The following is a 13,289-nucleotide window of genomic DNA, read 5'->3' on the forward strand; positions in this document are numbered from 1 at the left end:
CGGGGCTAACATGCCGCTTCCGCAGTTTTCTCTTAGTGCTCATTTTACAATTTTCCACAAAAAAAAAATAGCTTTTAGCTAATTTTTTTCTAACATTCATATATTTACTTTTTTTTATCCATTTATCGCACTATCTAATAAATCATTCGCTTGAATTTCGCTAATATGTTTAATTAGTCCTAATTCACTTATGAAAATTTTCTTAGCATTTTCAAGCATTTGCTTTTCGCTCGAATTAAGAGATTTTTCTTTGTTTATTTGAATTAAATCACGAATGACTTCAGCACCTTCTTGAATTTTACCTGTTCTCATTTTATCCATATTCACTTGGTAGCGTTGCTTCCAAGTAAGTGACCGATCACTAGAGTCTTGCTTAAATATGAGTAAGACTTCTTTTAAGGTAGGTATATCGCTAACAAGACGGATGTGTGATTTTAGAATTTTATCCATTGGAATCATCACTTGCATATTATTACTTGGCATTTTAATGACATAATATTGATGAATTTTCCCTTGAATTTCCTTTTCTTCAATTCCTACTATTTTTCCTGCCCCATGCATTGGATAAACAATGTTATCTCCTATTTGAAACAACGAATCCACCTCCATATTGGTCAACCAATTTAAGAGTATCACACTAATAATTCATTGTCAAATTTTTAATAATATCACGATATTTTAATCGTGTCAATGATTTTTATCTCGGCATTTTCGAAAAATTTACAATATTAAATATAAACCATTCTTAATGATTAATTAATGGATTTGGAAACCGTTTTTCATTTATTTTATTAATAAATAAATATGTTTTTGGTGCATGTTCAAAAAGAGTTTTTTTTGTGGAATCATTTAAATAATACATGGCAAAACATTCGGCGAAATATTCTTCAGGGAACAACAAGAAATAAGAACGACCAGGAAATAAATCAGCTCTCTCTTCTTCCCAAGCATCTAAAAATAAGCGATTATATTTCACTTCATGCAAAATAAATTTGTCAATGGAATGGGCAAGTTCATGTAATTCTAAGTTAACAGATCCATGTCCTTTACCCTTTTCACTTGAACCGATTTTCACTAAAACCAAACTTCCTCCACCAATGCCGGGTACGTCATCCCATGTGATCTTCGTTTGATATCCCCTTGGTATCAAACCTGACAAATGACTAGCTGTCGGATTTTTCGTTAATTTACCTTCAAAAAGCTTTACTTTAATATCCTTATCAACGATTTGGTCAAGTAAAGTATCTGGAAGGAGCGAGAGTCGACTTATTATGTTAGCTGCTTCCTTTTGGTTAAAAGGGGCTTCAGGAAGAATAACAATGGAGTCAAGCTGCTTTTTCGGTTCCTTTGTAAGTGACTTTCGAAGAACGGTATCTTCGTTAAATTCCGATAACATAATCCCTTCTACAGAGGCTTGAGAAATTTTATAAAAAGAAAATGAAAGGACAAGAATACTAAATGCTATTGCCCATTTTTTCACCATACTCCACTCCCTGTATGTCTAAATCTAAGTTGAAAAATTATTATTCTATTAAAATTATAACATAGCAATAAATGAAGATGGAGCTTCTCATATGTGGAAAATAGCGGTAAGATCAAGTAAATAATTCAAAAAAAATAACCCGATTGAAGTCGAGTTACATGTTATGACATCCATTTTGGTGGCATATTTTTATTCCAATAAATTGAACCAATTGTATGATGATTTTGAAATCCATCTATGTATGTGTGATAGTGGAAATTAAACCAATAGCCCTCTTGGGGTGGATTGTCCCTTCTTACATGAAAACGAATGATGTCTTCGCCCGTTAATTGATTTTGGATATGAAAAATTCGTTCAGAAATTCCCCCAGTAGGAAATTCCGAGATATTTAAATATTGTAGTTTGCCTTCTGGGAATTGAAGCGTCACATCTTCAATAACTTTTTCAATTTCTGGTAATATAATTTCTTTAAACTCGTCTTCTATAATAGGTTTAATTTTATTTCCAAACTTCTGATAAGCATAGTTTTCTGCTTGTACAAGCATTTCATCAATAAATTGCTCTCTTGAGAGAGCTTCTGTAATAGCCTCAATGTTTTGATCGTCACCTTTAGGTGGCTCCGATTCAATAATGTCGCGTTTTTGTGCAGGATCCTGACCTAGCTCTTCTAACCAAGCAGCTTGGGTAGGTGTAACCATTCCAAATGTTAATATCGTTATCATGACAACAAAGGTTTTTCGTAACCACTTCGGCATGCTTGATCACTCCCTACTACCATTCTTTTAAACTATTATACAACTTTTTATTATAAAAATGGACAAATAACCCTTCGATTTCTAAAAATTTTCACAAAATTATTTCTCAATAATTCCGAAATGAAATTTTGCTGTTTTTCTTTGGATTACTTGAAAGCCAAACTGGCTAAAACGTTTACTTTGATAATGGTCTTTCAGAACGACTCGTTCTTTTGCTACTCTGAGTGCTTCCTCTAATAATAAGCTTTGAAACTCTTCATATACAGCGATATTTGTTAATGCTCGAATCCCATCCGATTCTAAAATACTCTCTTCAAACATCGGGTCAAAATAAACGCAATCCACACTTTCATTTGCTAAAGTTTTTAAGTAATCATACGAATGTATATGAATTACTTTTATTCTACTCATAGCTGCATTAATATCCGATATTTCTGACTCCCACTGATTAAGACCCCTTTGAACAATGTAACTTAGATATTTTTCTGCTTCCGTACCGATGACTTTTCCTTCAGGTCCAACCTGAAAACTGGCAACGATACTATCTGAAGCAAGTCCAAGCGTACAATCAACGAAACTCATACCTCTCCTTAATTGACATGCATCAATAAAAGGGTCGTGTTCACCCCGAATAAGTCTTTTTATTCTAAACATCGCTGAATTAGGATGGAAGAAGAACGGTTCAGATTCACCATTTGCAAATAATTCAAGTCTTTCCTTACCCACAACGATACATGAGTCATTCATGTGATGCTGCATTTGAGCAACGGAACGTTTATTTCTTTCAACATAAGGGATTTGGAGTTCCACAGCAATTGCTTTTGCTTGACCTTTCATCTCCTCATTCGTTCGACCAGCCGTTGTAATAAACATCAAATATCACCTTTATAGGAAAAGCGCAAGCGCCTTGATCAGCCCCGACAAGCAAATGCTTCGAAGCCCGGAAAGTCGTTCTTTGACTTTTTGGGTTTCGAACATTTGACCTCGAGGTCGACAAGAACGCGACGTCCTGTCGCATTGTCGACACTCGTACATCCTGTACGTCGGGGCTAGGACGCTTGCGCTAGACAATTTTCGAAATCTAAAAAAGTTATACTATCTTATTAGTCAAAAATAAGGATGCCAATGGCACCCTTATCCTAATTTCGTTTCAAATGCTGTTAATAGGTTTTCCATGATTGCTTCCATCGGATAGCTCTCTATATCATGTCGAGGGATAAAGTGAACAACTTCTTTTCCTTTTAACAAGGCCATGGATGGTGAAGATGGTTCTAGTCCACCAAAGTATTCACGCATTTTTGCTGTTGCCTCTTTATCTTGACCGGCAAAAACAGTCACGAGATGATCAGGCTTTTTATCGCTTCTTAGCACAGCTTGAGTGGCAGCAGGGCGCGCTAATCCAGCAGCACAACCACAGACAGAATTAACGACAACTAAAGTCGTTCCTTCTACATTATTCATGTATTCTTCTACATCTTCGGCGGAAAGTAATTCTTTGAATCCCGCTTGAGTTAATTCTTGGCGCATTGGTATAACCATTTGTCTCATATAATCTTCATATGCCATTGACATTTTAGATAACCACCTTTAGTTAAGCATTTTGTAGTGCTAGCATACTATAATTATGCAGAAAAATGCAATGAATGCGAATTACTCAACCTATTAGTCATTTTTCCTCGCTTCGGTCATTTGCTTCCAAACAGAACCTTTTGCTTCTTCTCCACCTTCTATTCGTTCGATGGCCATCTTAACCTGAAGGCTAACTTCGAATTCTGGATCCAGTTCTGCTTCCTTCAATGCATGAAGGGCAGTTTCATCGCCCACTTCATACAAATACATCGCTGCACGCCATCGAACTAACTTACTTGGATCTTTTAAGGATTCACACATTTCAGGAATCGCTTCTTCAAATCCTAAATCGGATAAACAATCCCCAGCTGTTCTTCTTACCGCAACTGCCGAATCCTTTAATGCCTTATATAGTAATGGTAATACTTTTTTATCTTCTATCATACCTACATACACAGTTGCAAGCCTTCGAATTGACATTTTTTCGTCATTTAATGCCTTTTCTAACACTAGTAAATCTTCAACAGTCGGATCATCCATTTGCTCTAATGTTTGGAAACGGATTCGCCAATCAGGATTATTCAAATCTTCTACTGACACATTTTTCTTTGAACGAACCCTTTTATCAGTAATCGTTCCATTTTCCTTTTTCGCATCTGACACAAGATTTTTCACTCTTTCTTCTGGATAAGCCGCCAATAACTCTTCTAATAATTCTTGTCCAACCTGATCCATTTCACCGTAGCGGATTCCAAAATCTTGCCACTTTCTAAGTAAAATATAATTGTCACCAGGCAATTGTGCTTCAAATGCTGCAGTCTTATACATTTCAGGAAGCCCAAAACGTTTTTCATTATCATCATCGTTCAATTTAATTTGAAGAGGAATGCCCTTGAACATTTGAACTAAAGCCTTTACCTCCCCATAATGCTGAACAGGGGACCCACTTAAATCGCTATTAGAATACTCTTCTCCAAATGCAGTTCTAACTTTAGGTAAAATTTCTTTCCAATCATATTTCGCATTTCGCTCTACGGCTAGAAAATCAGCCACATGATAAACACCTTTTACTCCGTCCACTTTAAGAATCGTTTTAATGACTTCAGGTGCACCTTCATGCTGATCCTTTTTATAATTATGGCTTTTACCAAATGGTAATTCCTGATCCAAGATGATTTTCATTGTATTTGGACTTGGCGTAGGTTCGATTGAAAGTATTTTCATCAGATCACCTCATAATATTTTTTATCAATCACTCATTTTCTGCTAGTTCCGAAAGATAAGACCATCTTTCGATTAAAAATTCGAGTTCTTGATTCAAAAGATCATTTTTATCGGTTAAAGATTGTGCTTTTTCAAAATCACTGCCAACCTTTCCTAGTTCATTGGCGATAATTTCTAATTGTTCTTCAGTTGAAGCGATTTTATCATCAATTTCTTCCCATTCTTTTTTCTCTTTATAAGTCATACGTTTTTTCTTTTCTTTAACCGGTTGTTGTGGCTTTGGAATTTCGGCTTTCGGCTTTTCATTTTTCTTTGCCATTTGATTTTCTAAGTAATCAGAATAGCTACCGTAGAAAGTTGAAATTTGTCCATCTCCTTCGAAAACCAGTAATTGATCAACTACTTTATCTAAGAAATAACGATCGTGGGAAACGGTAATGACGACTCCCGGAAAATCATCTAAATAATCTTCCAATACCGTTAAGGTTTGAGTATCTAAATCGTTCGTAGGTTCATCCAGTAATAATACATTCGGCTCTTCCATTAATTTCTTTAATAAATATAGACGACGCTTTTCGCCTCCAGAAAGCTTTCGAATCGGTGTTCCATGTGAATTCATTGGGAAGAGAAAACGTTCAAGCATTTGGGCAGCTGAAATGACTTTCCCATCAGATGTATGGACAATTTGCGCTGTTTCTTTCAAATATTCAATCATCCGCATATTTTCGTCCATATCATCATTTTCTTGTGTATAATAAGCAATTTTAACAGTCTGCCCTGTAATTAGGTCGCCTTCATCTTGCGAAAACCTACCTGCTAATAAATTTAATAAGGTGGATTTTCCAGCCCCATTTCGTCCAATAATACCGATTCGGTCACCAGGCTTTATTAAATAGTTGAAATCGGAAATCACCTGCTTATTTCCAAATCTTTTTGAGACATTTTTCAGTTCATACACCTGTTTACCTAGGCGACTTCCACTTAATGAAATATCAAGTTTTTCGGATGACTTTTGCTCTGAAACTTTAGTATCTAATGTTTCAAATCTTTGAATACGGGCCTTCTGTTTTGTAGTACGAGCCTTTGCACCTCGTCTCATCCATTCCAACTCATTGCGATAAAGATTACGCATTTTTTCAAACGAAGCGGCTTCATTTTCCTCACGAATTGCCTTAGATTCTAAAAAGGACGCATAGTTCCCTTTATAGCTATAAATGTTACCTCCGTCTAATTCGAAAATACGGTTAGTCACACGATCAAGAAAGTAACGATCATGTGTCACAAGCAAAATCGAACCATTATATCGACTTAAATAATCTTCAAGCCATTTCACTGAGTCAAAATCTAAATGATTCGTTGGCTCATCTAAAATTAATAAATCAGGTGAATCGATCAACACTTGCGCAAGAGCAACACGTTTTTTCTGACCGCCGGACATTCTTTCAATTTTCTGCTGGTAGTCTTCTATTCCTAGCCTATTCAAAATCGCCTTCGCATTGGCACTAGCATCCCAAGCATTTAACGAATCCATGTCTTTTTGTAAGGCAAATAATTTTTGTTGTAACTGCTCATTGTTTGCATCATTATTTAAGTCGGCAAGCGCCTGTTCATACTGACGTAATACCTTAAAAATAGGTGACTCCCCTTTAAATACTTGTTCAAGGACGGTTAATTCACCGTTTAATTCTGGTTGTTGTGAAAGATAGGAAATCGAATAATCTTTAGCAGCTACAATTTCACCCGAATCAGGAAAATCAATACCCGCCACAATTTTTAATAATGAAGACTTTCCAGTTCCATTGATACCGATTAAACCAACTCTTTCCTTTTCACTAATGGTGAAATCGATTTGATTGAATAATTGCTTCTCACCATACGATTTCGTCACATTTTCAATAGAAATCATTTTCAAGCTTGACCATTCCATTCTTGATAAAATTGAGATAAAAATTCTTCCATATAAGCATGTCTTTTTTCTGCGATGCTTTTAGCCGATTCAGTATTTAATCGATCCTTTAATAATAAAAGCTTTTCATAAAAATGATGAATACTCGATGATTTTCCATTTCGATACTCTTCTATACTCATATTTTCTCGTACTTCAAAATCGGGATGATAAAGAGGTTGTCCTTTTTTACCACCATAAGCAAAGGTTCTGGCTATGCCTATAGCACCAATGGCATCAAGTCGATCCGCATCTTGGACAATTTTTGCCTCCCAAGAAGTTAATTCTTTCTTTTCACCACCACTAAATGAAATTGAGTCGATGATTTCTTTTACTCTTGTGGTGATTTCATTCGGTAATTGTAGCCCTTCTAATAAAGACTGTAAAATTTGTTGTCCTTCTTCCTTACTTTCATTTAATTTCTCATCGGAAATGTCATGTAATAATGCAGCCATTTCTATGATAAATCTATCCCCTTTTTGTTCTTGTTCATATATGTGAAGTGCATTATTTCTAACCCGGTCAACATGAAACCAATCATGCCCTGTAGAATCGTTGCCCATTTTCTTCTTCACGTACTCTTCAGCTTGATTTATTATAAAAGAATAATTCAATGCTTTCCCTCACCTTCAGATCAACCCTATTTTAACATAAGAGGCATTAAAAGTTTTACACTTACGATTGGATCCATAGAAAAAAGTGCTTACTAGAAGCACTTTTTTCAAGAGTTATACCAGCTAATCCCCAATGTGTTTTCACCCGCATGTACACCTATTGTTGCACATAATGGATACACTCCGAAATCTATTTCAGGAAATTGCTCAGAAAGTTCGTTTTTCCATTGTAGAGCAGCTTCAGGCTGCAATCCATAAAGAATGTAAGCTTCCTTTATAGTATTTTTTTCATGAGAAGACTTTAATAAATTCACAATTTTTTCTCTTGCTTTTTTCTCGCTACGAACTTTTTCCTTTGCTTCTAAAACACCGTTTTCTATAGAAATAATCGGTTTGACATTTAACATACTTCCCAATATAAATTGAAGCCCATTCATTCTACCGCTACGGTGCAATTGCTCCAAACTTCCTATTAATACGTATGTTTCATTTGTATCTGTAATCTCTTCCATTTTTTTGATAACGCTTTCAATATTGTCCTCCTGTCGAGCAGCATTCATTCCATACTTAATTAAGTAGGTTTGCATATAGGCAATTATTTTTGAATCAATCGTTATAACGGGGATATTCACTAATTGTGCCGCTTGCTCACTAGATGAAACCGTTCCACTAAGTTTAGAGGATAACAATACCGCGATTACCATATCATAATTTTCGGCTAATTTTTCATACAGTATTTTAAATGCCCCAACAGAAGGCTGAGATGTTTTAGGCGGACTTTTCAAAGTTTTTAGCCGAGAATAGAGCTCTTGTGGAGTTAGGTCGATACCATCATTATATTCTTTATCATCTAAAATAATCGTCAACGGGATCGAATACATATCTGGATGATTTTTGAGCTCGTCATCTAAATATGTTGTACTATCCGTTACCCAGGCAATTTTTTTCTTCACAAGGAAAGCCCCCTTCATTTCTATACAATTAAAGCTAATTCTATCTGTTTATTATTATATTGTAAATAATATTTTGAATAATTCAACTTCGGAAAAATTGACATAAAAGGCAGGTGACAGAAAATATCTGTTACCTGCCTTTTAATGTTATTGAGATAAAGTTTCCATCCATATCAAGGTTTGAACCATGTGGTCAACGATATCTACTAAATCGTCTATCTGGTCTTCTTCAATAAGGCGATTAAAATCAATTATTATTCTATTTTGTATTAATAGATTCTCTTTTAATGGATCGACTTGAATAGACTGTGTAATTTTTCTATTCGTCCCCCAAATTAACCCTAGTTCATTTTGAATTTTATAATAAAAATCAGCTTCGTTCGGGTGGGTTAAAAAGAATTGAAGTTGTACGACACAGCCTTGTCTAGGTTTTATTTTAATTGGTAAAAGCTCAGCTGATAAATTTTCTAAACCAGCCTTTAAGCAAAAGTCACCATAAGATTCCCGTGGAGAGTTTTTCAAACAAAACTTAATCGAATATTCCCTCGATAATTTTGCTAAATTTATCACATCATTACGATCGACTATGTTTAATTCCCCATCAATATCCTTATCGTAAAGATATCCTTCAATGACGACCTTCATATTGTCAAATGCCGTTGGATCAAACATACCTTCACTTCCCTATGATTCATTTACACCATAAATCGTTAAAATAAACCTACCGCATTACCTTTTTCATCGACACCCATATTAAGTGCTGCTGGTTTTTTCGGAAGACCAGGCATTGTCATTACTTCTCCAGTTAGTGCTACGATAAAACCAGCACCGATTGAAGGCTTGAACTCTCTAATGGTTATTGTAAAATCTGTTGGTCTTCCTAATTTAGATGGATCATCTGATAAGGAATATTGTGTTTTTGCCATACACACTGGTAAGTGTGACCAACCATAGCTTTCAAAATCTTGAAGTTGTTTCTTCGCTTTCGGTGAAAATTCTACATCCTTTCCACCGTATACCTTCTGCACGATTGCCTTTACTTTTTCTGCTATCGTGTCTGAAAGATCATATAAAGGTTGGAAATGATTTTCTTGGTTTTCAATCGCTTCTAATACTTTCTTAGCGAGTTCGATACCACCTTCTCCACCTTTTTCCCAAACTTCTGTTAAAGCAACAGAAATATTCTGTTCTTCACACCATTTTAGTAATGTTTTCACTTCTAGATCTGAATCTGTTACAAAACGGTTAATGGCAACTACTGCTGGTAAACCAAAACTTTGGATTGTTTCGATATGTTTTTTCAGGTTAGAAAATCCTGCCGTTAACGCTTGTACATTTTCATTAACGAGTTCTGTTTTTAACATCCCTCCGTGCATTTTTAGAGCACGTATGGTCGCTACAATGACAACTGCTTCAGGTTTAAATCCGGCAATACGTGATTTTATATGTAAAAACTTCTCCGCCCCTAAGTCAGCCCCAAAGCCTGCCTCTGTCACAACATAATCGGCTAACTTGGAAGCTGTTACAGTCGCAATGGCACTATTACAGCCGTGAGCGATATTCGCAAATGGTCCACCATGGATTAGTGCAGGTGTTCCTTCGATCGTTTGAACAAGATTTGGTTTGATTGCATCCTTTAATAGGAGAGTCAAGGCTCCCTCTACTCCTAAATCTCCAACCGTTACAGGTTGTTTTTGATAATTATAGGCAACAACCATTTTAGCTAATTTATTTTTTAAATCCTGAAGATCTGTTGACAAACAAAGTACTGCCATAATTTCTGACGCTACCGTAATATCAAAGCCATCCTCACGAGGAATCCCTTGCAATGGACCGCCCAATCCGATAATCACTTTTCTAAGAGCACGGTCATTTAAGTCTACTGCACGTTTCCAAACAATGCGTCGCTGATCAATTTGCAGTTCATTTCCTTGTTGTAGATGATTGTCAATAAAAGCAGCTAATGCATTGTTTGCTGTCGTAATGGCATGTAGGTCACCTGTAAAATGAAGATTGATATCTTCCATTGGAAGAACTTGGGCAAATCCACCGCCAGTGGCGCCGCCTTTAATTCCCATTGTTGGACCTAAAGATGGTTCACGCATCGCTATCATTGCTTTTTTACCAATACGGTTAAAAGCATCACCAAGACCAACCGTGACTGTTGATTTTCCTTCCCCTGCAGGAGTTGGATTTATCGCTGTCACAAGAATGATTTTACCGGCTTCTTTTGTTTGAACTTTCTTCAATGCTTCAGTAGAAAGTTTCGCTTTATATTTACCATAAAGCTCTAAATCGTCTTCTGCTAAGCCAATGTTGGAAGCGATTTCATAAATAGGTTTCATCGTAGCTTCCTGAGCGATTTCAATATCCGACTTATATTTCGTCTTCATCTCCATTTTATCCCCTACCATTCTTCATTTTCTTACAACCTTTTTCTATTGTATCACCTTTCTTTATTCGTTTGGGAGTGTATTTCTGATTTTTCCTACTGTTCACTAAACGTTGCGAATTAGAAATTCAGTGACTATAATAAAATAAATTTTAAAAATGATTAAAGGGGGTTCACCATTTGCCTATTAATATTCCAAAAAAATTACCTGCAGGGGAAGTACTGAGGCTTGAGAATATTTTTATCATGGATGAGGATCGTGCAACTACGCAGGATATACGCCCATTGAACATATTAATATTAAATTTAATGCCTGAAAAAGAAAAAACGGAAGTGCAGCTATTGAGATTACTAGGAAATACACCACTTCAAGTGAATATTACTCTATTAAAAACAAAATCTTATCATTCAAAAAATACAAGTCAGTCACATTTAGAGCAATTTTATTCAACCTTTGAAGAAGTGAGATCAAAGCGTTTTGATGGTCTTATTATTACCGGTGCACCAATCGAACACCTTCCATTCGAAAATGTAGACTATTGGCAGGAATTATCAGAGGTAATGGAATGGTCTAAAGAAAATGTAACATCCTCTTTACACATATGCTGGGGTGCACAAGCTGCACTTTATTATCACTTTGGAATTGATAAACATGAGCTAGGAAAGAAATGTTCAGGCGTATTTGAACATTTGGTAAGTGATTGGTCAGAACCCATTTTGCGTGGTTTTGACGATGTTTTTCCAGCCCCAGTATCGCGCTATACAGACGTATCAATGGAAAAGATTAGACAGGCATCTGACCTTAAACTACTTTCCTATTCTGAAGAAGCAGGACCATTGTTAATTTCTTCAACCGACGGAAAAATGTTAATGATAACTGGTCACTTAGAATATGAAAATGAAACATTAGCACAGGAATACGAGAGGGATATAGCGAAAAACCTGGATATTGACGTTCCTAAAAACTATTTCCCTAACAATGACCCTACCGAAAAGCCTATAAACCGCTGGCGTTCTCACGGCCACCTCTTGTTTTCAAACTGGTTGAATTATTATGTGTATCAGGAAACACCTTTTGAATGGAAATAAACATTACTCCAAAATGGCTGCACCATAAATGTGACAGCCATTTTGAAGTAATTTCCCGACAATGATTAACCCCTCTATCCTAATTCTTTCTCTTTAACATAAATACCCACATAAAGGATAACGCCTGCTTTAATTCTGGTGACAGATGATGTAATGGAAGTTGATCTGCACCGCGCTTATAGACAGGCATTTCGTCAACCTTTTCCCAACCGTTTTCATTTGCCAACTGTTCAAATTCCCATGGCATCATCGTATTGCAGATGACTTCCTCACCGTACAATCTACGAAAACTATTCGTTCTCGGCATCGCCGTTGGGCCTAAAATGCCGATACAAGCAAAACCATTTGGTTTAACAATTCGTTCGATCTCCTTAACTACTTCCAATGGGCTTTCGGTCCATTCGAGTGAATTAATGGCCATTACTGAATCAAAAGAACCCTTTTCTATCTTAACTTTAGAAATATCACCTTTTACAAATTGTAAATTTTGGTGTTGACGTTGTGTAAGAGCTTTTTCAATCATTTCTTCTGATAAATCGATTCCAAGAGTGTGATAGCCAGATTGAGCTAGTTTGAAAGAACCATACCCATCTCCGCAGCCTAAATCACAAACACTGGTACCTTCTTTGATATGCTTTTGAAAGAATGGAACAATATCCTTTCTGCTCCCTGCTTCCCACATTTCTTTACTGTTTTTATTCCAAAAATTTGCTCGCTCATTCCATTGCTTTTCTGCCTCACTAACCCAATTAAAACTTGCCATAAACTTACTCCTCCAAATAAATTAAAAATTGATTCTAACTTCTATTTAAAAAGGATCTGACAAAATGTCGGATCCTTTATCCCTCTTCACTATTTTTTTGAATTTGTCGTAAACTTTCTACTCGGGATGAATCTTCTTCAAAGAATTGAATCAAATCTCCAATTCGATCAATGGCGTCCCAACTTAAATGATGCTCTATGCCTTCCACATCATTATAAATATTTTCTTGCTTAACCCCAATTATTTGCATAAATTGTTCCAATAAATCATGGCGAAACACTAATCTCTTGCCAATTTTCTTTCCTTTTGGGGTCAAAATCAACCCTCGATATTTTTCATAAACTAAGTATTCATCTTTATCTAACTTCTGAACCATCTTTGTCACAGAGGAGGGGTGTACTGAAAGGGACTCGGCAATATCAGATACTCGGGCATACCCTTTTTCTTCAATCAAAATATAAATTTGTTCAATATAATCTTCCATACTTGGCGTTGGCATAAA

The 13,289-nt window shown here is 35.9% G+C and carries 14 protein-coding genes; 1 reads left to right on the forward strand and 13 read right to left on the reverse strand.

Annotated features, from left to right (window positions below; all coding sequences use genetic code 11):
• Positions 1–114 precede the first annotated feature (114 nt).
• The 11 genes from ACFSO7_RS17525 to ACFSO7_RS17575 all read right to left on the reverse strand — a co-directional run bounded on the left by ACFSO7_RS17525 (position 115) and on the right by ACFSO7_RS17575 (position 10,942).
• Positions 115–609 carry a CarD family transcriptional regulator gene (locus ACFSO7_RS17525; RefSeq protein ID WP_377878634.1) on the reverse strand — a complete coding sequence of 165 codons (495 nt, stop codon included), beginning with the start codon at positions 607–609 and terminating at the stop codon, positions 115–117.
• Positions 610–745: 136 nt separating this feature from the next.
• A complete protein-coding gene (locus ACFSO7_RS17530) occupies positions 746–1,483 on the reverse strand; it encodes an anthrax toxin lethal factor-related metalloendopeptidase (protein ID WP_377878635.1) in 738 nt (245 codons plus the stop codon).
• Positions 1,484–1,644: 161 nt separating this feature from the next.
• Positions 1,645–2,238, reverse strand: a complete 594-nt coding sequence (locus ACFSO7_RS17535) for a YpjP family protein (protein WP_377878636.1) — start codon at positions 2,236–2,238, stop codon at positions 1,645–1,647.
• Positions 2,239–2,337: 99 nt separating this feature from the next.
• Entirely contained in the window at positions 2,338–3,111 is a 774-nt protein-coding gene (locus ACFSO7_RS17540; RefSeq protein WP_377878638.1) for a class I SAM-dependent methyltransferase, read from the reverse strand.
• 261 nt (positions 3,112–3,372) lie between these two features.
• Complete coding sequence (locus ACFSO7_RS17545; protein WP_377878639.1) at positions 3,373–3,810, reverse strand: BrxA/BrxB family bacilliredoxin; 438 nt, start codon at positions 3,808–3,810, stop codon at positions 3,373–3,375.
• Between the two features lie 90 nt (positions 3,811–3,900).
• Entirely contained in the window at positions 3,901–5,031 is a 1,131-nt protein-coding gene (locus ACFSO7_RS17550) for a conserved virulence factor C family protein (protein ID WP_377878640.1), read from the reverse strand.
• Between the two features lie 28 nt (positions 5,032–5,059).
• Positions 5,060–6,943, reverse strand: a complete 1,884-nt coding sequence (locus ACFSO7_RS17555; RefSeq protein WP_377878641.1) for an ABC-F family ATP-binding cassette domain-containing protein — start codon at positions 6,941–6,943, stop codon at positions 5,060–5,062.
• Complete coding sequence (locus tag ACFSO7_RS17560; protein ID WP_377879463.1) at positions 6,940–7,539, reverse strand: HD domain-containing protein; 600 nt, start codon at positions 7,537–7,539, stop codon at positions 6,940–6,942. Before ACFSO7_RS17560 ends, ACFSO7_RS17555 begins: the two co-directional genes overlap by 4 nt.
• 158 nt (positions 7,540–7,697) lie before the next feature.
• Positions 7,698–8,543, reverse strand: coding sequence for a DegV family protein (locus ACFSO7_RS17565; protein ID WP_377878642.1), 846 nt, complete (start codon positions 8,541–8,543; stop codon positions 7,698–7,700).
• Positions 8,544–8,690: 147 nt separating this feature from the next.
• Positions 8,691–9,215 carry a hypothetical protein gene (locus ACFSO7_RS17570; RefSeq protein WP_377878643.1) on the reverse strand — a complete coding sequence of 175 codons (525 nt, stop codon included), beginning with the start codon at positions 9,213–9,215 and terminating at the stop codon, positions 8,691–8,693.
• 38 nt (positions 9,216–9,253) lie between these two features.
• Positions 9,254–10,942, reverse strand: coding sequence for a formate--tetrahydrofolate ligase (locus ACFSO7_RS17575; protein WP_377878644.1), 1,689 nt, complete (start codon positions 10,940–10,942; stop codon positions 9,254–9,256).
• Positions 10,943–11,115: 173 nt separating this feature from the next.
• Between ACFSO7_RS17575 and metA the strand changes: the two genes are divergently transcribed.
• Positions 11,116–12,024, forward strand: coding sequence for a homoserine O-acetyltransferase MetA (gene metA, locus ACFSO7_RS17580; protein ID WP_377878645.1), 909 nt, complete (start codon positions 11,116–11,118; stop codon positions 12,022–12,024).
• Between the two features lie 79 nt (positions 12,025–12,103).
• On the opposite strand, the gene ACFSO7_RS17585 is transcribed toward metA, so the two are convergent.
• Together ACFSO7_RS17585 and mntR are read right to left on the reverse strand one after the other, a co-directional pair.
• Entirely contained in the window at positions 12,104–12,787 is a 684-nt protein-coding gene (locus ACFSO7_RS17585; protein ID WP_377878646.1) for a class I SAM-dependent methyltransferase, read from the reverse strand.
• A 76-nt stretch (positions 12,788–12,863) separates the two neighbouring features.
• The gene (mntR, locus tag ACFSO7_RS17590) at positions 12,864–13,286 is read right to left on the reverse strand and encodes a transcriptional regulator MntR (RefSeq protein ID WP_377878647.1); all 423 of its coding nucleotides are present in this window, start codon (positions 13,284–13,286) and stop codon (positions 12,864–12,866) included.
• Positions 13,287–13,289: the final 3 nt, after the last annotated feature.

It is taken from the genome of Bacillus sp. CGMCC 1.16607, from assembly GCF_042683745.1.
Classification (GTDB): domain Bacteria; phylum Bacillota; class Bacilli; order Bacillales; family Cytobacillaceae; genus Pseudoneobacillus.